The following is a 20121-nucleotide window of genomic DNA, read 5'->3' as shown; positions in this document are numbered from 1 at the left end:
TTCGCCGATGCAGCCCGGCGGCAGAGAGGCGTCGAAGGAAAGCAGGTCCCGGCCTCCCCATACTTTTTCAAAATACAGGCTTACAAACTTTAACGGGTACATTGAATCTTCTCATCTCCCTTTAGTGTAAAAGAGGGTTAAAAATCCGCTCCATTCTCTGCAAGGCTTCACGTACGTTCGCTCTCTGAGTCCCCAGGTTGACCCGGATGTATCCTTCGCCGCCCTCGACAAAATGGGTGCCGCTTTCCACCAGCACCCCGGCCTGCGAGGCCAAAGCAGCGGCGGCCTGTTCCGAGTTGAGCCCCGTTCCTGTTATGTCCACCCATGCCAAAAAAGAGGCTTCCATAGGCATCACGCGCAATTGGGGAATCCGCTTTTCGATATAGCACCGGAAGAACTCATAATTCTCCCGGATATAGGCGCTGACCGCCGCAAGCCATGGTCTGGATTGCTCATAGGCGGCGATGACGCCAATGATGCCGAAAACATTGGGGGACGTGACCGAGTTTTGCTCCAGCTTTCTTTTAAACTGCGCCCGTATCGTCCCGTTGGGAATAATGGAATACGAAGTCTTTAGCCCGCCCAGGTTGAATCCTTTATTGGGGGAAGTCACCAGGATCAGATTCTCCCGCCCCTCGTCCAGCGCCAAAGCGGAGTGGAACGGGCCGCAGTGAATGTGCTCCCGGTGTACCTCATCGGCCACTAATATTGTATTGTTTTCCCGGCACAGCCTTGCTACTTCCCGCATTTCTTCCAGGCTCCAGATTCGCCCCGACGGATTGTGGGGAGAGCAGAATAAATACAATTTGGGCTTGTGCTGCGCCAGCTGCGACTCCAGGTTCGCAAAGTCGATATAGTACCTTCCGCCGACGAGGTTCAGCCGGTTGTAAATCCGCCGTACCTCCTGCTTCTCGGCCGCGCTGTCAAAGGGATCGTAAACAGGCGTGTTCATCAGAACGCATTCGCCGCACTGGCAAAAAGCCTGCACCAGATAATGGATGGTGGATACCGTCCCGTAAGACAAGGTAATCCAGTCTTTTTCCACCGCCACCCCGTGCATGTCCCGGTGCCAGCGCATCACCGCCTGATAAAACTCGTCATAGCAATAAGTATAACCCAAAACGCCCCGGGAAACCGCTTCCTGAAAAGCCGTTTCCAGCTCCGGCGGCATTTTAAAGTCCATATCGGCAATCCACATGGGGATAAAATCTTCCGGCACCCGGCCAAAGTTCTTTTCGATGATGGTTTTATCCCATTTCCGCGCTTTTTCCCTGATTCGATCCGGCATTACGTCAAACCTGTCCATGCCCGTCCTCCTATACCGTGATTAGCTCCCTGGCGCTATGGGTCAGGGAACGGCACCCGTCGCCGATGATCAGAATATCATCCTCGATCCGTACGCCGCCTGCATCCGGGATATAGATCCCCGGCTCGATGGTGATCACCATGCCTTCCCGCAAAAGCTCGCCGCTTTCCAGCGCGACCGCCGGATACTCGTGGACCTGAAGGCCAAGGCCATGGCCCAGATTATGGCCGAAATACTGCCCATAGCCGCTTTCGCCAATGAGCTTGCGCGCCGCGTAATCTAATTCCCCCAGGGCAACGCCGGGTTTGGCCATCCGCATCGCCGCATCGCCCGCAGCCCTTACCACCTCATAAACCCCGGCAAGTTCCGCCGGACATTTTCCCAGGGCAAAGGTCCTGGTAATATCGGAGCAGTAATAATTATATTTTGCGCCAAAATCCAGCGTGACGAGCTCCCCTCTGCAGATGGGCTTATCGCTGGCTTTCCCGTGCGGCAGCGCGCCGCGGACGCCTGAGGCCACAATGCTGTCGAAGGATTCCTTTTGGCCCCCCTGTGCTCGCATAAACCGCAGCAGCTCGTTTTCCACGGCTTTTTCGCTCATGCCCTCCCGGACGTACCCGAGAATATGTCGAAAAGCCGCGTCGGCAATGGCGCAGGCTTGCTGGATGGCCTCTATTTCCTCAGGTTCTTTTACCGCCCTGATCTTGCCCAGATCGAGCGAAAATAAATCGCAATTCACGCCCTCTTGAAGAGACCGGACAGCGTCATAGGAAAGCTCCTTTCCCTCGAACCCGATCGTCGCCAGTCCTTCGGCGGCGATGATCGAATTCAACCGATGCTCAACGCTATGGTCAACGGAGAGCAACACCGCCTGGAACAGATCGGTTTTAGCTTTTGCCTCCACGAAATAGCGGGAGTCTACCATAAGATATTGGCTCTCGCGGGTTATGACGATATAGCCGGAGCTGCTGAACAGCCCGCCAAGATAATACTTGTTTTGCGGGCTGCTGATGAAGGCGCCATCCAGCCCCTTGCCGGCGATAAGATCCCTGATTGCCTCGATTCTCCTGCGAAAATTCATGTTTGCCTCCGCATACGAGTAGAGAACTGACAAAGTCAGTTCTCTACGTTGTCACTTCTGGTTACTCATTCACAACAAGACGGCCTTCTTTGATCAGCCTATTCCGGTAGAAAACATTCACCACCGCGATGAAGGTGGAGCCGATAATAAGCCCCAGGATATACGGGACAATCCCCTTTACCAATGGCCAGGCCCAAATCGCCGATTCGGGGAACCACTGCACGGCCCCCATGGCCACCGCCGACATCGCCCCCAAAATGGCGCCGCTCACATAGAGCGGGATGCAAAAAGCGGGTCTTTCCAGCGCAAAAGGGATCGAGCCTTCCGAAATTCCCATAAAGCCTAAAAAGATGGCGGTTTGGCCCAGCTGATAAAATTGCTTGTCATATACGCGGCGTCCTACTAATTTTTTATCGATCAATGTGCTCAGACCCAAGCCGAAGGAAGGGATCACGATCGCCAGGCATCTTGCCGTAATGGGCAGAATCCGTTCGGTGGTAAAGCCAAGAGCCACGAAACCGGCGGCTTTATTCACCGGGCCGCCCAGGTCAAAAGCGGTTGCCGCCGACAGCACCAGGGCATAGGCGAACTGTCCCGCGCTTCCCGCCGCTTGCAGCACATCTTTGATCAAATTGTTTACCCAGCCGCCGAACGGCGTAATCAGGAAAACCATGAGGACCAGGCAGGCCAGCGCCGCAATCAGCGGAATCAAAAAGGTCGTTTTAAAAGCCAGCCATTTATGCGGCATATTGATCTTCTCATTCAGCCACTTGACGAAATAACCGATCATAAAGGCGATGAGGATCGCTCCCAGGAAGCCGGATGCTACCGGCGCCTGGGCAGCCCACTTTCCGTCCGTCAGGCTCAGAACTGCTACCGGTTTTATCGCGATATAGCCGCCGATGAAGCCGGCCGCCAGCGCGGTCCTGCCACCGATGGAATTGGCGGTAAAGGCTGTAAAGATGGGAATCGCAAACCCAAATAGCGTAAAGCCGAAGCTCTCCATGATGCTGGCAATCTGCAGCATGGTAAAGCTGCCGCCGGTATATTTGCCGGAATTAATGGCATCCAATATGGACATCGAAGGATCGACATTTAAGATTCCGTAGGGAACCACCTGGGAAATGGCGCCAATTAAGCCGCCCATGATCAGCATCGGGATCATATAGGAAATCCCGGTCATGATATGCTTGCTGAATTCGGCCCAGCCAGAGGTTTTGGCGGATGTTTCAACCGCAGCATTATTATTGGTTGTACCTGCTGACGATGTGCCGATGATCTTTTTCTGAAATGCCATAGTATCCTCCCCCTGTATTTTTATAGCTTCTTTTGCTAAAATCCTTTATTTCTGTCCAGCTTTTCCCGAAGATGCAGGTGCTTTTTATTGCTCCAGGTCCGCTTCAATTTCCTTGAGGATATCCTGCGGATTTTTAATAATGTCTTGAAGGCCCACTTCGTAGACGGCAAGGCCCTCAAACCTTTCGAGTCCCTGCGGTGTGACGCCGACAGCGTGAATGATGATATCTGCTTCACGAATGTCCGCAGCCGTCAATTCATTCTTGATTCCGTCGGCCCCCTGGGTCTCAACCTTCACCTCGTATCCCATTGCCACAGCCGTTTTTCGGATGGCCTCCGCCGCCATGAACGTGTGCGCCAGTCCCATCGGGCATGCGCATAACGCGATTAATTTCTTTGCCATTCGTATCCCCTTTCTTTTCTTTAGCTGAGTAGAGCCTGCTCCACCATCCGGAAAATTTCTTCCTCATTGCGGGCGGCCAGCAACGCTTGCTTGAACTCCTCGTCGACAAGCTTTCTTGCCAGGCTGGCCAGCAGATTGAGATGGCTGTCTCCCCCCTGTTCATTCAAACTTAAAAGACTGATAATCATTTGGACATCCTCGCCGTCTTTATCATCCCCCCAGGCAAGTTTTTTCTGCGGTTTCAGCACCAGTACCGCCGGTCTGGCAATATAGTCGGATTTAGTGTGCGGGATCGCGATGCCGCAGCCCAAATCCGTTGAGAATTCCTTTTCCCGCTGCAGCAAGCCCTCATAGACGCCCTGCTCCTCCTTGCCAATCCCGAGCTTGAGGGCGAGTTTGGCAATATATCGTAAATAAGCTTCTTTATCCGGTAAATCCACATCTATTTTTACATGTTGTTTTGTAAACACTTCGCTCATTAATAACGGCTCCTCTACTTTACGTCTAATAGCTCCAGCAGCTTTTCAAAACCGAACGTTTTGATCACCCGCCTGACATTGCCTTCATCCCTGATAAAACTGTACAGGTGCTTGAACAGCGGGAAGTTATGGCTCTCTTTGCGGTTGAAACATACCATGAAAATCAGCTGGACCTCTTCTTTACGCCAAAGGATGGGTTTTTCCAGCACCCCTACCCCGATGACCGATGGGCAGGCCCCTTCGGAAATCGTATGGGGAATGGCAACCAGGTTGCCAATATCGGTGGACGACATGGTCTCCCGCTCCAGCACCATAGTGATGATTTCCTCGTTGATCAAACCTTTTGCCTGCATCGCCCGGCCGAGGTTCCGTATGGCTTCTTCCGGCGTTTCCGCCGCAATCCGGACGAAGGCCTCGCGGTGAAAGACTGTTCTGAATATTTTTTTCCTTTCTTCCTGCTCCTGAAAAACCTGGTGAAATTCGTTCACAATTTCGTCAGAGAATACATTTTCGATGTACAGCACCGGCACCTTTACATCTTTTTGGTCCAGCTTTATCGTGGAAACAATGAGATCAATATCGGCTTTCAGCGCGATATCCAGATATCTTGCCGGATAGGTTCCGACGATATGAATGTCGCTGATCCTTTGCTTCAGCTTTTCCGCCAGAAGCTGGGATGTACCGATGCCATAGTGGCAGATGATGCAGACTTTCTTGCCGCTTGCACTCTTTTTTCGTTCGACGGCGGCGCCAAAGTGCATGGTGATAAAGCCCAGCTCATCCTCGTCCAAAACAACGGCAAACTCTTCCTGCAGTTTTTTCGCCACAAGGGCGGCAAGGCTGGTTTCCATGGGAAACTGGGCCTTGATTTGTTTCAGCAGCGGGTTCTTCGCATTGATGCCGGCTTTGAACCGGTTGATGGAAATCCTCAGATGCATTGTCAGGGCATTGATGAAATTGACATCGCCGCGAAAGTCGAGACCCGTGGCCAGGCTCACTTCCGTAAGGGCTTCCTCGACGAACCGGTTGATCGTATCCTGCGTATCCGCCGTCAGTTTCATCCGGGTATTATAGTCATAAAGGACGATGCCGCTGCTGGAGGACACATACAGCGCCTCGTTTTCATCCATCGGCACGGCGAGCTTTCTGCCGATCCGGGTCAGGATGTCCTGAATAAGATAATAGTTATGGAGTCGGTAGTCCTCTTGAAACTTGCTTTTTTCAAGACCGCCGTTTTTTCGCACCCTGGCCACGGAGATAAGAATTCTGGCCAGCAGCTCATTGAAGTCTTTATCGGCAAGAATGATGCTGCGCGCAATCAACGCTTCCGTAATGATTTCTTCGATTGTTTTGATCTCTTGTTCAGAAATGGTGTCCAGTTTTACTTCCAGGCGGTCTCCGTCGCTTTTGACGGCGTAATGCAGCATCAGCGCCCGCAATTGCAGTTCTTCGCCGACGATTTTGCTCCCGTAAAACGGCTTCGCTGCCAGCCGCAAATCATATTCCCGCAGAATGCGTTTCACACTGGCCATGCACTTATTGACGCTCGCTATGCTCAGGTTCAGCATGTCGCTGAGCTCTTCGGCGCTGGTATAGCTTCGATCCAAAAGGGCGCAGATAATTTTGCTGATTCTCCCCTCGGATGAATCATCCAGGGGACCTTCAAAGTACTTTGCAGCCTCTTCGCCAATCCGCCGAAGCTCCTTCGCCGGCCCCTGCAGTTTATACCCGACCCCTTTGACGGAAGCGATCTCCACGCCGTACTCATAAAGAAAGTAATTCAGATCCTGGACATATCGCTTGATGGTCCGAACGGAAACTTCCAGGCGCAGGCTTAGCTCATCCGCCGTAACATAGGTGTCTTTATCGGTAAGATACTGAATAATCATCGCATGTTTCCTGCTGATCATGCCTTCACCATCCTACAAGCCCATTGTAGCCCCTCTCCCCGAAGATGTATCTATCGGGAATGTCTTGATAAGTGCCATATCCTTGCTCAAAGGTTCCCCAACTCCCATAACGCCTCGGCATAAATGCCGATGGCTTTGATAAAAGCCGCCTCGCTGCCGTATTCACCGGCCATGTGCGCGTTGCCCGCGGAACCGTCGGGGAATTCTCCGCCGAATACCACCGCATTCCCCATTTCCGCCGCGTAGGTGCCCGCACTGGTGACCCGTATCGGATGCCGGGTGTCACCGGTATGCTTCACATAAACGTTATAGAGTTTTTTGACCCATGACGAATCCGCCTCGACATAATGAGGCCTTTTATTGTTGCCGGCGGTTATGCTGTAGCCGGCAAGCCCGTGATGGTTGAAATACCGCCGCATTTTTTCCAGGATTTCTGCCATGCCGGTATTTTCCGGGTAGCGAATGCTGAGCGTCAGATTCAGCCTGCCGCCTTCCAGCCGAAGGATCGTCGGAACCAGCGTAAGGCTCCCACACCGCCCCTGTTGGTCGAGGCCAAACAGCATGCCGTCCCGATTATCCCCGCCGAATAGCGGGACCAGATCCTTCAGCCGGCCCGCCTCACCCACTGACGCCAGGAGCCTGAACACCTTTTCGACGGGGTTGTTCGCCTGTTCCGGCTTGGAGGAATGCCCGCCCTGGCCGATGAGCCGAAAACCTCTAACGGTGTTTTCATCACGAATATACTCCAGATTCAGATTTTCCGCTTTTACAAACTGTTCCAGCATCGCTGGATCAGCCGAACAGTTCATAACAGTGACAGAGCCGGGGATTGTATTATGCACTTCCCCGCCCCGTATCAGCAGCCCGCTGTCCGCCACGCCGCCGCTGATCTCCAGCGTTAGGCCGCCTTTCTCGCCGTTGATGACGGGAAATTTGGCATCGGGGGTAAACCCGTACGCCGGCTTGGGTTCTCTTTGAAAATAATGCCGGATGCAGCGAAATCCGCTTTCCTCGTCTCCCCCGGCGACAATCCTGATTCTCCGCTTCAAAGGGAGACCCTGATCCCGTATGATTTTTAGCGCGAGGAAGGCGGCAAGCAGCGGCCCCTTATCATCGATTACCCCCCGGCCAATCAGCCTGTCGCCCTGTTTTGCCAGCCTGAAGGGATCGCCGCTCCACCCTCCCCCCGCCGGAACCACGTCGCAGTGGCCGAAGGCGCAGACATATTCCCCGCCGCTGCCGTATTCGACATGGGCTGCGTAGCCATCCACCGCTTTTGTCGCAAACCCGGCTTCCCGGCCCTGGCTGATAAACCATTCCATCGCCTGAGCCACCTCTCTGCCAAAAGGCATCCCCGCCGGGGCAGCCGCATCGCTATATACAGAAGGAATCCTGATCCATTGGTCCAATAAGGCCACAAATTCCTGCCGGTACTTTTCCGCCTCCGCTGCGAAATTCAGCATACTCTCTCCTCCTGCCATCCTCTAAAATATTTGCAAAAAATCGCTTCGTTATGAACAAATATATTCATAGTCAATATCTATGCAAATATCTATATTATATATTTTACTGCTGATATTAGCACGTGTAGAATTAAGATTACGGCAAGATTTATCGAAAGGTGGGGGTAAGATGACGACAGTGCTGAAAACGGTATCGGTTATGTGCCAGTTAGCCCTTATTTTACTGGTATCACTGGCGGGTGATGGCATAGCCCGGATCTTACACTTGCCGCTTCCGGGCAGCGTAGTGGGTATGATCCTTCTGTTTGCTTTGCTGCATTTCGGGATTGTAAAAGTATCTCAAATTCGTGAGGTCGCTCAGTTTTTACTTAAGCATATGGCGTTTTTGTTTGTACCGCTTGCCGTGGGTTTTATCAATTACTGGCCGCTTTTTTACCATGACGGGCTGGTATTGTTCAGTTCGCTGATCCTTAGCTTTTTGGCAGCATTTCTGGTATTCCGGGTGACGGCGTTTTTAAAGGAAAGGGGGGAGTGAAATGCAGGATCAGGATATCGTTACCCTTATGATGATTTCGCTCACTCTCGGAGCGTATCTGTTTAGCCGCCGCCTCTGCCTGCGTTATCAGAGCCCCTGGCTGAATGTGGTGGCAGTCAGTTCGGCTCTGGTCATTGCCATACTGTTGATCTTTCACATACCCTATGAAATGTATCAGCCGGGAAAAGACCTGATCAGCATCCTGCTGGGACCGGCCACAGTCTGCCTGGCTGTGCCCCTGTATAACCATCGTGCGGTAGTGAAAAAACATCTCGTTTTAATCATTGGCGGTGTATGTCTGGCGTCAGCACTCACTTCCCTGATCGCGATGGGTATCGTGCAATGGCTGGGATTGCCCAGGGATGTGGTCATTTCGATCGGCCCTAAGTCGGCTACGGCGCCGATTGCCGTCGAAGTGGCGAGAATGAACGGCGGGGACCCCGGGTTAGCTGTCGCATTCGTGGTTGCAACCGGTACGCTGGGGGCAGTCCTGGGACCGGCGCTGCTGACCTTCTTAAAAATTACCAATCCTGTCATTCGGGGCTTGGCGATGGGAACTGTTTCGCATGGACAGGGAACGGCCGTCGCTCTGCTGGAAGGTGAACAGCAAGGCATGATGGCCGGGATTGGAATGGCCCTGTCTGCGCTCGTTACGTCAGGTTTCATTCCGATTATAGTACCAATCCTGCTGAGCTGCTGAATCTGAGTCATCTGTTAGCGTAAATACATGAACCGTCCCCGGGATTCCTTAAGAATGTAATCTACAAAGACTCAAGGGGACGAAGACTCAAGGGGACGGTTCTCTTGACGAGTAGCCAGCAAAATCATATCCTTAAAAATAGAGGTGCTAACCATACCCCTAAAAGACCGACAACCAAAAGAAAAACGGGAAGAGATTCATCGGCAAATAAAAATATAACAGGGATATCGACGAACCAGATTGCCAGATGACGGGGATTTGTCAAAGTGTGATTGCGCGAGCATAACAAGAGAACCGTCCCCGTGATTCCAAGAGGAATGTCCCGTATCAATGGGATCATTCCTCTTTTTTACTCCCTGGCGGTACATGTCTAGAGAATTTGTTGTACTCGGCCAATAATCCCGGAAGTCAGGCGAACTTTGATCCCCCGGTGATGAATGGGACTGGATGTAAGAAGATCCTTTACAATCCCTTCTGTGAGCTGGCCGGTGCGCTGGTGCTGCTTCTGTACAACCTTCACTGCCGTCCCAGGAGTGATATTCTTGCGGTATGTATGGGGCATACGATCACCTCGTCACTTTATTAATAACACTATACCTGATTGCAAAGTCATTTAGCAAGTTATCTAAAAACGCCCGGGTATCTCATGCATGCGATTAGAGCGCACGATTCCTAGACACACTGATGTTATTGATCCTGATTTTGTCTTTAGCGAATCACTAGTTATGATATTTTTATTGGAACTTAACATTTTATCAATTATTTAATTGTATTTTTTCAATAATATCAATATAAACATTGATATTATTAATATTATGTGTTACATTTGTCTCATCAAAAGAAATCGAGGTGAGCCACCGTGCGTCATAAACTTCTTCATTGCTGCCCTGTCTGCCAACAGGAAATGGCCATTACAAAACTAGAATGTTCCCACTGCAATACAAAAATTGAAGGCGAGTTCGAACCATGTAAGTTTTGCCGCCTTCCCAGTGACCAGATGGAATTTCTCGAAGTGTTCCTGCAGTGTCGGGGCAACCTTAAGGATATTGAAAAAGGACTCGGCATCTCTTATCCGACCATTCGCAATCGTTTAGATACCGTTTTACGCAACCTGGGTTATCAAGATACCAAAGAAGAGCCTCAGGTCGAGCAATCCTACCGTCAAGAAATCCTCGAGTCCCTTGAAAAAGGAGAAATTACCACCGTAGAAGCCACATTACGGCTCCGTAAACTGAAAAAATAAGTTTAAATAAAGGTAGGAGGCAAACACAATGCAAGACGAAAAACGCAAAGTGCTGGAAATGATCCAGAATGGTAAAATAACGGCCAATGAAGGCTACGAACTGCTAAAGGCGATGGAGAACACAGAAGTAAAGCCGTTAGAAACGGGAAGCAGCAATCGTTTTCTCCGTATCCGAGTAGTCAGTGGTCAACACAGCAAGGTGAATGTGAATATCCCCCTCAAGTTATTAAAAATTGCGAGTAAATTTGCCGATATCGGCATGAAATTTATCCCCGATGATGCTCGCGAGGAAATGCAAAAGAAAGGCATCGACCTCTCCGGCATTAACTTTGATGAGCTTGTACAGTTGATAGATCAAGGTCTGGTGGATGGAAAATTAGTCGATGTAGAAATCGAAGATCCGCACGAAGGTCCTACAAAGGTTGAAATTTATGTTGAATAAAAACCACAATCATTTTATCCTGCTGAAATGCAAAGTTCATTCTATTCCTTTTGTATTTCCCATTCCATTGTTCATTTTTAAGGATTTATTGAAAACAATCACAGATCTCTTTGCAGTATGGGTCCATTTCTTACCGATTTCTCAGATACCGCAAATGATTTTAGCATCAACCATGCAATTACTTATTGAACTAGAGGAAATGGGAAGCCTGGAATTGATAGACGTATCAGCTAAAGAGTTTCAGCTTACTATTTCATTAGAATAGCCGAGGAAATGCTATATGAAAAAATTTATGATAAAATGCCTTGCCAACATGTTAGGTATCTATGTCGCAAGTTACCTTTTTCCATCCATCACCATTTCCTCCGTACAGACTATATTCTGGTCAGGCCTGGCTCTCGGCTTCGTCAGACTACTGCTGCGACCGATTTTGCTTTTGGTTTCCCTTCCCATTAACATTCTCACTCTAGGCCTATTTACCCTAGTCATCAACACATGGCTGGTCATGCTGACTGCCCGGCTGATCGGCGATTTCATTCTTCCGTCCTTCATGATTGCCTTTGCGACGGCTTTCATCATCTCCACAGCAAACATGCTAGCCGGATGCTTAACTGATGACTGAAATATTAACAGCCTGAACCATGCATGGTTTAGGCTGTTTTGCGGTACATCCAGCATGAAAGTCACCTGTAATGACGAACAGTTGAGATTTTGGCAATAGAGGGGTTGCTTCTCTATGTTACAATGGCTTATACCACACATTCATGCTCTCAAAACTCCCTGAAATATTGGTGTTATTCACTAATCGGCCCGTATAAATGTATCCCCGTTTAGCAAAAGTGATATTCATTCCGAAGGAAGTAGCCCGGGCAATAGTATAAACTGTTCGGATGTCTTTTCCGCCCACGACCTGCTCCGCCTGGTACAACAGAAAATGGGACAGCCCCCTACCCCGGTATGCCGGCAAAGTGGCAAAATCGGTCATCTCGCCATTGGCTGATTGCAAGTCGATTTCAATGGCGGAAAGCGCAACTAGTTTTTCATCATGCCAAATCCCCAGGTAAACAAAATTGTGCAGCATGGTTTTGGCGATATATTCCGGATCATGAACAGGAAAAGGGTAGGTCTCAAAAACGGTTTGGTAGACTTGAGCCATTTGGGAAACGTCCGTATCCTTACAGATGCGGCAATGAAAAGATCTTTCCGGCATTTTTACTTCATCTTCCCGTTCCCGGCATCTCACGGACGCAGTGTGAATCACCGCTGCTGCGCCTTCCGGATCTTTCTCCCGGGCGCGGCTATCCGATAAAAATTTACTGACGAAATAGCCGTCAGCCACACCATTAAAAAGACCGGGAACAGCCGCTTCCTGTTGATAGCCCATCTGCAAAAAGCCTGATCTCGCCCAATCGGGAATCTTGGCAACGATCTTGCCATATCCCTGATCCAGGGCTAATTTCTCCAGATCATCCAGAATACCGGGGTAATCGTCTTCTGCCAGTTTCATCAGGTAGATCCGGTCGTTGTAGGCTCCGTGCTGCAACTGAGAATTACCTGCGCGCACAATCGCATCATTCATGGGAACGGGTCATCCTTTCGGTGTTTTCCGGAATGAGCGAAATAGTGGCGTCCAAGTCCGAGAGGAGTTTGGCAATGCCAATGGCTTTGTATTCCTGAGCTTCTTCCAGCTTGTCTCCGATCTCCTGATTCTTCCCACTCCCTTTATAAATGCTTTCATAGGTTTGGGGCTCCTGATAAGTGGTGATGACACCTTCATAATTCCTTAAAACAACCTTATCAGTGGACCAGGAAACCAGGTAGTTTGGCAACACCCGGATCTTGCCGCCGCCACCCGGCGCGTCAATCACATAAGTGGGCACGGCGAAGCCGCTGGTGTGGCCGATCAGGTTCTCCATGATTTCAATGCCTTTGCCCACCGGGGTCCGGAAATGTTCAAGACCTTCCGAAAGATCGCACTGATAGAGATAATACGGCCGCACCCGATTTTGGACCAGCTTATGAACGAGCTTTTTCATAATCACCGGACTGTCGTTGATCCCGGCTAACAGCACTGATTGATTGCCAAGCGGAATGCCTGCGTCCGCCATTTTTGCCAAAGCCAGTTTAGCCGATTCCGTAATTTCCCTGGGGTGATTGAAATGAGTATTAATCCAGAGAGGATAATACTTCTTGAGGACCATCAATAATTCATCCGTGATCCGGTAAGGCAGGACTACCGGAGTCCGTGTTCCTATCCGGATAACCTCCACATGGGGAATACGTCTAACCTCACTTAAAATCCAATCCAACACTTGGTCCGACAGAAGGAAAGGGTCTCCTCCTGACAGCAAAACATCCCGTATGGAAGGCGTCCTTTTAATATATTCAATGCCCCCTTGCAGCTGCTCCCGGCTGGGCGCCGCCCCCTCGTCGCCGACTTTCCGCTTTCGCGTACAGTGCCTGCAGTACATGGAACACATCCCACAAACCTGAAACAACACCCTATCGGGATAACGGTGGGTAATCCCCGGAACCGGGCTATCCTGCTCCTCATGCAGCGGGTCCCGCATCTCAAACTCTCCCACATGCAACTCGGAAACAGAGGGAAAAGCCTGCTTGTAAATGGGATCATTCTGATAGTCCTTCGCATCAATCAGGGAAAGATAGTAAGGTGTTATCGAAAGAGGAAACCGGGCCAGGGTTTCCTCCAGTTTTTGTTTCTCGCTATCCTCCAGACGAATTTCCAGCAGTCTTTCAAAGGTGTCAATGTCCTGCACCACGTGCTGCAGCTGCCACTTCCAATCCCTCCAATTCATAAGAATGGTCTCGGGATCGATTTTTTCGGCAATCGCCTGCTGCTTTTGATCATAAATTGCCATAATGCTTCCCTGCCTCTATTTTGGTATTCCTTGACTCAAAATTAGTATTCAGCCCGAAGCAGGGGATTATGCGCATCCATTACGGTCCAAAAGAAATAGCCGGCCAAAGGTCCGGCTATTTCTAAGTCGTATTCTGCAAAAATATTAGCTCTCTGTCGTTGCATAAAACTAAATTATTCTTGAATCTTAACACGTGGTTAACGGCCCTCTACCTGGCGTCCCTGCTCCATAAATACAATCCGGTCCCCCAACTTCCTGGCCTCGTGCAGATCATGAGTGACCAAAATAAACGGAATCTGCCACAGTGTATGCAGACGCTTGAGTTCGTCCTGCAACTCCCGGCGGGTTTCGCTGTCGAGGGAGGACATGGGCTCATCCAGGAGCAGGACGGACGGTTCGGCCATCAGGGCTCTGGCCAGGGCTACCCGCTGTCTTTCTCCGCCTGACAGGCTATGAGGGTAGCGGTCGGTCAGATGGCTGATTTTTAAAAGATCCAGCAAACGGGTATATAGTTCATCGGCTTTTTTACCCGGCTGCTTGATGCCGTAGCCAATATTTTTCTTCACACTCATGTGGGGAAACAAGGCGAAATCCTGAAACATGTACCCCATCTTTCTTAACCGAGGCGGTACATTTTCTTTAACCTGACTGTCGAAAAAAACGTCTCCGTTCAGGCTGACCTTCCCTTGATCAGGCTGAGCCAAACCGGCGATACATCGCAAGGTGGTTGTCTTGCCGCAGCCGGATGGTCCAAACAGGACCAGAACTTCATTCTGCATGGTAAACTGCATGGTTAGCGTAAAATCAGGCAGCTTCTTCTCAATATTGGCTGTCAGCACCTTACCCCACCTCCCCGAACGGTATGATGCGCCTTTTATCTCTGGTTTTAGACCAGAGGTTCAGCCAGAAAATCAGAGCAAAGGTCATCAAACTGATAATAATCACATACAGGCCGGCCAGAGTCAGGTCATTGGACTCAGCGGCAAAATAGATGGCCAGAGGCAGAGTTTGGGTTTTACCGGGAATATTGCCGGCCACCATAATTGTGGCGCCGAATTCTCCCAAAGCCCGGGAAAAAGACAGCACCAAGCCTGCCAGCAAACCGGGCCAAGCCAAAGGCAAGGTGACGCTAAAAAACACCCTGCCTTCACCGGCTCCCAAAGTACGGGCCGCATCTTCCAAATGAGGGTCCACGCTTTGCAGAGCCGCCTTGGCACTCTGATACATCAGGGGAAAAGCCACCACTGTGCCGGAGATCATCGCGGCGTAAGGAGTAAAAATAAGCTGAACCTGAAAGACTTCTGACAGCAGCCGGCCCACCGGTCCATAACGTCCCAGAAGAAGCAGCAGCAAGAATCCGGTAACTACCGGCGGCAGGACCAGAGGTAAGGTAAAGACCGCCTCTACCGCCGCTTTGCCGGGAAACTCCCGGCGCCGCATGACAAATGCCGCTCCTACTCCCAGGATAGCCACAGCGACTAGAGACATTAAAGCGACTTTTATCGACAAGACGACTGGCTGCCAGTCAAGCATGAATAGCCCCCCTGTACCCGGTAGGAATTTTACTTCGCCATCACGAAACCATATTTCTCAAAGACTGCTTTTCCTTCCGGTCCTGACAGATAGGTCAGGAAGTCGCCGGCTGCCTTGGGTTGCTTGGCGTTAGCCAGTACCGCCGCCGGATAAATAATCGGCGCATGGGTTCCGGCCGGCGCGGCGGCAATGATTTTAATCTTGCTGGCTACAGCCGCATCGGTACGGTACACAATGCCGGCATCCACGTTGCCGGTATCCACATAGGTCAACACGGCCCGCACGTCTTTGGCCTGGACAAATTTATCCTGAAGCTTGTCCCACAGATTCATCTTGGTCAGAGCCTCTTTGGCGTATTGACCGGCCGGCACTACATCCGGCTGACCGATAGCAATTTTTTTCACTGCGTCTTTCGTCAGGTCCTCATAGCCGGTAAGGGCTGCTTTCGATCCTTCCGGCGCAATTAGCACCAGTTGGTTTTCCAGCAGATTCTTACGGCTTTCTTTTTGAATCAGGTTTTGCTTCTCCAGTGCATTCATCTGGGCGGGAGCGGCTGAAACGAACAGATCCACCGGAGCGCCTTGTTCAATTTGCTTTTGCAGCGTACCGGAGGCCGCCAGGTTGTAAATCAGCTTCACATTAGCATTTTCCGCTTCGTATTGTTTTTGAATTTCCAGCAGAGCATCTTTCATGCTGGCTGCCGCCGATACATACAGTTCTACCGGCTGAGCGGCCTGCCTGGGAGACTCCTTGGAGCCGCCGCAGCCGGCAGCAAAGACGGCCGCGATCATAATAATCAGAGACCAAAGACAGATTCTTTTCATTATGTACTTCCTCCTCCATAATAATACTAAAACCCTGCTCCCGGAGAGAGCAGGGCTACATTGCCCGGACCGCAATCCCCTCCTTTACAATCGGTAGGCATGACCGTTTCCGGTAATACCCGCGGACCGAAGCCCAGGCCAGGCTGCCATGGAATAGTCGGTAGGCAGCAAGGCTCGAAGACGGATTAGTCTCTAACATAACTCAACACAACCAAACAAAACCATACTTATATTTGCTGTTATTATAATCTATATTAGCGGTGCGTGCAATATCTAATGTTTCATAATTTCTATAGAGGTGAACTATATGGACGATATCTCTTACACCCCGGAAGAAATAGCCAAGATCCTCAAAATATCTCGTTTTACCGTTTACGAACTGGTAAAACGCGGCGAACTGACCGCCTATCGCATCGGCCGCAAAATGCGGATTGAGGCTCCGGACCTGGCGGTCTATATTAAAAAATCCAAAGGAACTTCGCCGGCTCCTACTCTTAGCCCCATTGCCCCGGCCTCTTTCCCAGAGCAGGAAGGTCTGATTATCTGTGGGCAGGACATAGTCCTGGACATTCTGACCCGCCGCCTGGAGCGAGAAGTGCCCCATGCCCGCTTTCTGCGGAACTACATCGGCAGTATCGATGGCCTGTTGGCCCTTTATCGCGGCTCAGCCAATGTAGTCACGGCTCATCTCTGGGACAGCGATGCCGATACTTACAACATCCCCTATGTCCGGCGGCTGCTGCCGGGGCACAAGACCCTGATCATCAACCTGGCCTACCGGATGGAAGGCTTCTATGTGACCAAGGGCAATCCTCTGAGCATTCGGACCTGGTCTGATCTAACCCGGCCCGGGTTGCGGTTTGTGAACCGGGAACGGGGATCAGGGGCCAGAGTTCTCCTGGACGAGCATCTGCGGCTGCTGGCCATTGACCACGCCGCCGTCGCCGGCTATGACCATGAGGAAATGAGTCATCTGGCAGTGGCTGGCTATGTGGCCAGAGGGCTGGCTGATGTAGGCTTAGGCATCGAAAAAGCCGCTCTGCAGGTGGCAGACATTGGCTTTATCCCTTTGCAAAAGGAACGCTACGACATTGTCATCCGCCAGGAAGATATGTCCAAACCCCACTTTCAGGCCCTGTTCCAAGTGCTGCGCTCCGCTGAATTCCAGGATGAGATCGCCGGCCTGGGCGGGTATGATGTGTCCGAGACCGGCAAAATCCTCGCCGAGACCTAAGGCCCCCCTTCTTCAATTCACCCTGTCTCCGACAAAAAAAGAATCCCCGGACGTCATGCACGCAGGGCAGACATCCGGGGATTGTCTACAATATCTCAACTTACCGGCGCCATTAAAGATCCTCTGTCAAACAGCGCAACGAAAGCAGAGCTGTTCAGCGACCGCCTCTTCCTGGTCTTCCCAGACGACAATCGGCGCTTTGGCAAATCCGTTAAATACAGTAGCTGAGGCTGATGTATAGGCGCCGCACCCGATCACTACTAAAAGATCATCCAGTTCCAACGGCGCGGTCAGTTTATCCCGGTACATCACATCCATGGAATCGCAGCTGGGTCCGGCGAAGGTCGCCGGAATCTTCCTGTCACTCTTAAAGCTCTCCATTTCATAATCCCAGTGATCAAAAATCGCACCGGAGAAGGAGCCGTAAAGCCCTTCGTCCAAAAAGTACCATTGTTGCCCGTTCCGGACCTGAGAGCCAATCACCCGGGTCAAAAGGTTCACGGCAGTGCCGCAGATAAACCGGCCCGGTTCAGCCCAAATCTCAACACCGGCAAAGTACCGGCCCAGAGCATCACTGATTTGATCGCACAGTTGGCCTGCATCAACCGGGTTTTCACCGGCCGGAATAGGAAAGCCACCGCCAATATCCAGAATCCGCATGGGAAGTCCGGCGGCAATAGCCTGATCAAACAAGGAACGGCAGACCCTAATGGCCTCGATATATGGCTGAGCGCTGTGAGATTGACTGCCGACATGAAAACACAGGCCGGCTACATCCAGTCCTTTCTCATGCGCAATGTTCAATAGTCTTAATGCCTCAGAAGGCAGAGCCCCGAACTTTTTGTTCAGGTCAACCAGGGCGTCGGAATTCTCCACCCGTACCCGCAGCAGGACTCTGCCGCCTGGTACTTCCCTGGCCATTTTTCCAATTTCGCTTTCACTGTCGAAGGTAAAAGTTTGAATACCCAATCGGCTGGCAGTAGCCAAACCGCGGATCGTCTTAACAGGATTTGCGTAGATCATGCGTTCCGGCGCTACTCCCTGCGCCGTCAGTTGCTCCATCTCGCCGTCGGAAGCTACGTCAAAATGAGAGCCCCGTTGCGCTAGGGTATCAACGATACGCGCCGCCGGGTTAGATTTAACCGCATAATGAAGAGTAACACCTGGCAAATGTTCTTGCAGAAAACGGTAGTTATACTCGATTTGCTGAGTAGAAAGAGCTAACAAAGGCGTCCCATAGTTGCTTGCCAGTGCTTCGGCAGCTTGTTGCGTCAAGCGAAATTGGTTATACATAACACTCTCCCCTACATTCATATTTCTTCACTTAGACTACTAAATGATGATAGTAGTATTCACCAAAAAGATACGATATGATTTTAACATACCACAAAAAAAGTGCAATATGAAAATATGAAAAGAGGAAGAAATAAAGAAATTTGAGGAAACCGGGAAGTGTTAAACCGTGCCAGCCTGCTGCAACAGGTGCGCCAGTTCGGCTTCGGAGATTTCCTCCTGGCCGGTTTGTTCAGTAACCATGACTGTTCCTAAATTCCATTGTTTAATTCGCGTCAGCCAAAACTCCGTAATAACAGTCCCCTGGCTTAACACGATTTTCCCATCCGGGCTGCTGATGCTGCGACCGAGGGTCATTCCCGGCGTCAAGGCCTCAATAGATACCTCTTTCACTGAGTAAACCTCCTTGGTATTCATTAATTAGTAATATAGTATAATTAAACAGTAGCGGTAAAATTCGACATGTACATATATATTATATCCTGCCAAATTTCTTTTGAAAATACCTTAGTTTAATTCTAAGTTTTCTGTCACTTAAAGGCTATAATAGCCTACCGGGTCCTCTGTGTCGCCAAACCAAACTACGGCATATCCGCCATATACGGCGACTCCCATAGCTGGCCAGTGCTTATCCTGCCAGTCACCGCTTTCCATAATGACGGCTTTATGTCCGGGACTGTCTAGCCAGGCAGCCAGCGCACTTTCCGGTGTCGCCTGATGTCCCTGGGTGCCAAAAGCGATCTCAAATCCATTGCCCAAATAAATCTGATTGCTGATTTCCCTCGGCTTATTCCACATGGCGGCGGCATATTGGTGATCGGCGGTATAAATCACGGATGTCCAATTGCCCTTGTCGGACCAGCTATGAAGATTGCCCGGCAGGCCCCGGCTGTCCGTAGCATTCTGCGGCTGATATTGATCCAGATCTCTTACATGCAGTCTGGCTACCCGGGTTAATGTCCGGGATACCGGGATAGCCCCCAGGCCGTTATCCCGCCGGTACTGATTGATCAGCCTGGCCAAATGGGCCTCCTGGGCGCTCAGATTTTCTGTTTCCTTAACAGACACCACCGGTAAAGCCGGTTTGGCTTCACGGACAATGCTGAATGAGGCCTTAACCTGGACCTGAAGCGGGGTTTTGATGCTTTGAGGGTTACTTTTTCCGTCAAAAAAACCTCTGACTTCGTATTCGCCAGCCGGCAGCCCGTCGAAAATCAACGTTCCACCGGCTTGCTCCCTCAGAGGCCACCATTGCCCGTACTGCTCAGGATTGGCACTGCTTGGCACAACGGTAATCCAGCCGGACTGGGTTGCGGGAAAATCTTTAAATATGACCACAATAGCTTCGCCAGGTGAATAAACCGGCTTTTCAGTTGCTACATATGCTGCCGCCCCGGCGCCAGCCTGCATCAGGCATAACGTCATACCGGCCAAAAGAAAAAGCCGCCCCATTTTCTTTCCCAAAGAAACCATTGCTCAGCCTCCTCACATGTAACTGAA

At 50.8% G+C, this 20121-nt stretch carries 23 protein-coding genes and 1 riboswitch; of the genes, 7 read left to right on the top strand and 16 right to left on the bottom strand.

The window, feature by feature from the left end; all coding sequences use genetic code 11:
* Nucleotides 1–121: 121 nt before the first annotated feature.
* The 7 genes from ALO_RS05195 to ALO_RS05165 form a co-directional block, all read right to left on the bottom strand.
* Entirely contained in the window at nucleotides 122–1306 is a 1185-nt protein-coding gene (locus ALO_RS05195) for a MalY/PatB family protein (RefSeq protein ID WP_004093589.1), read from the bottom strand.
* A 10-nt stretch (nucleotides 1307–1316) separates the two neighbouring features.
* Nucleotides 1317–2387 carry a M24 family metallopeptidase gene (locus ALO_RS05190; protein ID WP_004093587.1) on the bottom strand — a complete coding sequence of 357 codons (1071 nt, stop codon included), beginning with the start codon at nucleotides 2385–2387 and terminating at the stop codon, nucleotides 1317–1319.
* A 61-nt stretch (nucleotides 2388–2448) separates the two neighbouring features.
* Nucleotides 2449–3684: a PTS fructose transporter subunit IIC gene (locus ALO_RS05185; protein ID WP_004093585.1), complete on the bottom strand. Its 1236-nt coding sequence runs from the start codon at nucleotides 3682–3684 to the stop codon at nucleotides 2449–2451.
* Between the two features lie 84 nt (nucleotides 3685–3768).
* A complete protein-coding gene (locus ALO_RS05180) occupies nucleotides 3769–4086 on the bottom strand; it encodes a PTS fructose transporter subunit IIB (protein WP_004093583.1) in 318 nt (105 codons plus the stop codon).
* Nucleotides 4087–4106: 20 nt separating this feature from the next.
* Nucleotides 4107–4565 carry a PTS sugar transporter subunit IIA gene (locus ALO_RS05175; RefSeq protein ID WP_004093582.1) on the bottom strand — a complete coding sequence of 153 codons (459 nt, stop codon included), beginning with the start codon at nucleotides 4563–4565 and terminating at the stop codon, nucleotides 4107–4109.
* A 14-nt stretch (nucleotides 4566–4579) separates the two neighbouring features.
* Complete coding sequence (locus tag ALO_RS05170) at nucleotides 4580–6475, bottom strand: BglG family transcription antiterminator (RefSeq protein ID WP_004093580.1); 1896 nt, start codon at nucleotides 6473–6475, stop codon at nucleotides 4580–4582.
* Nucleotides 6476–6561: 86 nt separating this feature from the next.
* Entirely contained in the window at nucleotides 6562–7938 is a 1377-nt protein-coding gene (locus ALO_RS05165; RefSeq protein ID WP_004093578.1) for a Sapep family Mn(2+)-dependent dipeptidase, read from the bottom strand.
* A 169-nt stretch (nucleotides 7939–8107) separates the two neighbouring features.
* On the opposite strand from ALO_RS05165, the gene ALO_RS05160 reads away from it, so the two are divergent.
* On the top strand, nucleotides 8108–8473 hold the full coding sequence (locus tag ALO_RS05160) for a CidA/LrgA family protein (protein ID WP_004093576.1): 366 nt from the start codon (nucleotides 8108–8110) through the stop codon (nucleotides 8471–8473).
* A gap of 1 nt (nucleotide 8474) precedes the next feature.
* Complete coding sequence (locus tag ALO_RS05155) at nucleotides 8475–9173, top strand: LrgB family protein (protein WP_004093574.1); 699 nt, start codon at nucleotides 8475–8477, stop codon at nucleotides 9171–9173.
* A gap of 370 nt (nucleotides 9174–9543) precedes the next feature.
* On the opposite strand, the gene ALO_RS05150 is transcribed toward ALO_RS05155, so the two are convergent.
* Complete coding sequence (locus ALO_RS05150) at nucleotides 9544–9735, bottom strand: YwbE family protein (protein WP_004093573.1); 192 nt, start codon at nucleotides 9733–9735, stop codon at nucleotides 9544–9546.
* A gap of 297 nt (nucleotides 9736–10032) precedes the next feature.
* Here ALO_RS05150 and ALO_RS05145 point away from each other — a divergent pair, with 297 nt between their 5' ends.
* Genes ALO_RS05145 through ALO_RS05130 form a run of 4 tightly spaced genes read left to right on the top strand, consistent with a single transcriptional unit; the run spans nucleotide 10033 to nucleotide 11480 of the window.
* A complete protein-coding gene (locus ALO_RS05145; protein ID WP_004093571.1) occupies nucleotides 10033–10416 on the top strand; it encodes a DUF2089 domain-containing protein in 384 nt (127 codons plus the stop codon).
* A 28-nt stretch (nucleotides 10417–10444) separates the two neighbouring features.
* Entirely contained in the window at nucleotides 10445–10858 is a 414-nt protein-coding gene (locus ALO_RS05140; protein ID WP_004093567.1) for an SHOCT-like domain-containing protein, read from the top strand.
* The gene (locus ALO_RS05135; RefSeq protein ID WP_004093565.1) at nucleotides 10848–11123 is read left to right on the top strand and encodes a hypothetical protein; all 276 of its coding nucleotides are present in this window, start codon (nucleotides 10848–10850) and stop codon (nucleotides 11121–11123) included. Before ALO_RS05140 ends, ALO_RS05135 begins: the two co-directional genes overlap by 11 nt.
* A gap of 15 nt (nucleotides 11124–11138) precedes the next feature.
* The gene (locus tag ALO_RS05130) at nucleotides 11139–11480 is read left to right on the top strand and encodes a phage holin family protein (protein WP_004093564.1); all 342 of its coding nucleotides are present in this window, start codon (nucleotides 11139–11141) and stop codon (nucleotides 11478–11480) included.
* A gap of 117 nt (nucleotides 11481–11597) precedes the next feature.
* On the opposite strand, the gene ablB is transcribed toward ALO_RS05130, so the two are convergent.
* The 5 genes from ablB to modA form a co-directional block, all read right to left on the bottom strand.
* The gene (gene ablB / locus ALO_RS05125; RefSeq protein ID WP_004093561.1) at nucleotides 11598–12437 is read right to left on the bottom strand and encodes a putative beta-lysine N-acetyltransferase; all 840 of its coding nucleotides are present in this window, start codon (nucleotides 12435–12437) and stop codon (nucleotides 11598–11600) included.
* A complete protein-coding gene (gene kamA, locus ALO_RS05120; protein WP_004093559.1) occupies nucleotides 12430–13737 on the bottom strand; it encodes a lysine 2,3-aminomutase in 1308 nt (435 codons plus the stop codon). The genes ablB and kamA overlap by 8 nt, the downstream gene beginning before the upstream one ends.
* A 197-nt stretch (nucleotides 13738–13934) precedes the next feature.
* Nucleotides 13935–14576, bottom strand: a complete 642-nt coding sequence (locus ALO_RS05115; protein WP_004093556.1) for an ATP-binding cassette domain-containing protein — start codon at nucleotides 14574–14576, stop codon at nucleotides 13935–13937.
* A 1-nt stretch (nucleotide 14577) separates the two neighbouring features.
* Nucleotides 14578–15270, bottom strand: a complete 693-nt coding sequence (gene modB, locus ALO_RS05110) for a molybdate ABC transporter permease subunit (protein ID WP_004093554.1) — start codon at nucleotides 15268–15270, stop codon at nucleotides 14578–14580.
* 29 nt (nucleotides 15271–15299) lie between these two features.
* Nucleotides 15300–16094: a molybdate ABC transporter substrate-binding protein gene (modA, locus tag ALO_RS05105; RefSeq protein ID WP_004093552.1), complete on the bottom strand. Its 795-nt coding sequence runs from the start codon at nucleotides 16092–16094 to the stop codon at nucleotides 15300–15302.
* A 63-nt stretch (nucleotides 16095–16157) separates the two neighbouring features.
* Nucleotides 16158–16286, bottom strand: a riboswitch (molybdenum cofactor riboswitch).
* Nucleotides 16287–16401: 115 nt separating this feature from the next.
* On the opposite strand from modA, the gene ALO_RS05100 reads away from it, so the two are divergent.
* Nucleotides 16402–17328, top strand: a complete 927-nt coding sequence (locus tag ALO_RS05100) for a helix-turn-helix transcriptional regulator (RefSeq protein WP_004093551.1) — start codon at nucleotides 16402–16404, stop codon at nucleotides 17326–17328.
* 126 nt (nucleotides 17329–17454) lie between these two features.
* On the opposite strand, the gene ALO_RS05095 is transcribed toward ALO_RS05100, so the two are convergent.
* The 3 genes from ALO_RS05095 to ALO_RS21710 all read right to left on the bottom strand — a co-directional run bounded on the left by ALO_RS05095 (nucleotide 17455) and on the right by ALO_RS21710 (nucleotide 20094).
* A complete protein-coding gene (locus ALO_RS05095) occupies nucleotides 17455–18621 on the bottom strand; it encodes a type III PLP-dependent enzyme (RefSeq protein ID WP_004093550.1) in 1167 nt (388 codons plus the stop codon).
* Nucleotides 18622–18783: 162 nt separating this feature from the next.
* Nucleotides 18784–19014, bottom strand: a complete 231-nt coding sequence (locus tag ALO_RS05090) for a hypothetical protein (RefSeq protein ID WP_004093548.1) — start codon at nucleotides 19012–19014, stop codon at nucleotides 18784–18786.
* A gap of 141 nt (nucleotides 19015–19155) precedes the next feature.
* Nucleotides 19156–20094, bottom strand: coding sequence for a CAP domain-containing protein (locus tag ALO_RS21710; RefSeq protein ID WP_004093546.1), 939 nt, complete (start codon nucleotides 20092–20094; stop codon nucleotides 19156–19158).
* Nucleotides 20095–20121 lie beyond the last annotated feature (27 nt).

The organism is Acetonema longum DSM 6540 (assembly GCF_000219125.1).
Lineage (GTDB): Bacteria > Bacillota > Negativicutes > Sporomusales > Acetonemataceae > Acetonema > Acetonema longum.
Note: the sequence above shows the minus strand (reverse complement) of the source record. Positions and strands in the feature narration are given on the sequence as shown.

Excerpts from the sequence above, each read along its gene's own strand:
- ALO_RS05195 (WP_004093589.1), bottom strand. The coding sequence starts at position 1,306 with ATGGACAGGTTTGACGTAATGCCGGATCGAATCAGGGAAAAAGCGCGG.
- ALO_RS05190 (WP_004093587.1), bottom strand. The coding sequence starts at position 2,387 with ATGAATTTTCGCAGGAGAATCGAGGCAATCAGGGATCTTATCGCCGGC.
- ALO_RS05185 (WP_004093585.1), bottom strand. The coding sequence starts at position 3,684 with ATGGCATTTCAGAAAAAGATCATCGGCACATCGTCAGCAGGTACAACC.
- ALO_RS05180 (WP_004093583.1), bottom strand. The coding sequence starts at position 4,086 with ATGGCAAAGAAATTAATCGCGTTATGCGCATGCCCGATGGGACTGGCG.
- ALO_RS05175 (WP_004093582.1), bottom strand. The coding sequence starts at position 4,565 with ATGAGCGAAGTGTTTACAAAACAACATGTAAAAATAGATGTGGATTTA.
- ALO_RS05170 (WP_004093580.1), bottom strand. The coding sequence starts at position 6,475 with ATGATCAGCAGGAAACATGCGATGATTATTCAGTATCTTACCGATAAA.
- ALO_RS05165 (WP_004093578.1), bottom strand. The coding sequence starts at position 7,938 with ATGCTGAATTTCGCAGCGGAGGCGGAAAAGTACCGGCAGGAATTTGTG.
- ALO_RS05160 (WP_004093576.1), top strand. The coding sequence starts at position 8,108 with ATGACGACAGTGCTGAAAACGGTATCGGTTATGTGCCAGTTAGCCCTT.
- ALO_RS05155 (WP_004093574.1), top strand. The coding sequence starts at position 8,475 with ATGCAGGATCAGGATATCGTTACCCTTATGATGATTTCGCTCACTCTC.
- ALO_RS05150 (WP_004093573.1), bottom strand. The coding sequence starts at position 9,735 with ATGCCCCATACATACCGCAAGAATATCACTCCTGGGACGGCAGTGAAG.
- ALO_RS05140 (WP_004093567.1), top strand. The coding sequence starts at position 10,445 with ATGCAAGACGAAAAACGCAAAGTGCTGGAAATGATCCAGAATGGTAAA.
- ALO_RS05135 (WP_004093565.1), top strand. The coding sequence starts at position 10,848 with ATGTTGAATAAAAACCACAATCATTTTATCCTGCTGAAATGCAAAGTT.
- ALO_RS05130 (WP_004093564.1), top strand. The coding sequence starts at position 11,139 with ATGAAAAAATTTATGATAAAATGCCTTGCCAACATGTTAGGTATCTAT.
- ablB (WP_004093561.1), bottom strand. The coding sequence starts at position 12,437 with ATGAATGATGCGATTGTGCGCGCAGGTAATTCTCAGTTGCAGCACGGA.
- kamA (WP_004093559.1), bottom strand. The coding sequence starts at position 13,737 with ATGGCAATTTATGATCAAAAGCAGCAGGCGATTGCCGAAAAAATCGAT.
- modB (WP_004093554.1), bottom strand. The coding sequence starts at position 15,270 with ATGCTTGACTGGCAGCCAGTCGTCTTGTCGATAAAAGTCGCTTTAATG.
- modA (WP_004093552.1), bottom strand. The coding sequence starts at position 16,094 with ATGAAAAGAATCTGTCTTTGGTCTCTGATTATTATGATCGCGGCCGTC.
- ALO_RS05100 (WP_004093551.1), top strand. The coding sequence starts at position 16,402 with ATGGACGATATCTCTTACACCCCGGAAGAAATAGCCAAGATCCTCAAA.
- ALO_RS05095 (WP_004093550.1), bottom strand. The coding sequence starts at position 18,621 with ATGTATAACCAATTTCGCTTGACGCAACAAGCTGCCGAAGCACTGGCA.
- ALO_RS21710 (WP_004093546.1), bottom strand. The coding sequence starts at position 20,094 with ATGGTTTCTTTGGGAAAGAAAATGGGGCGGCTTTTTCTTTTGGCCGGT.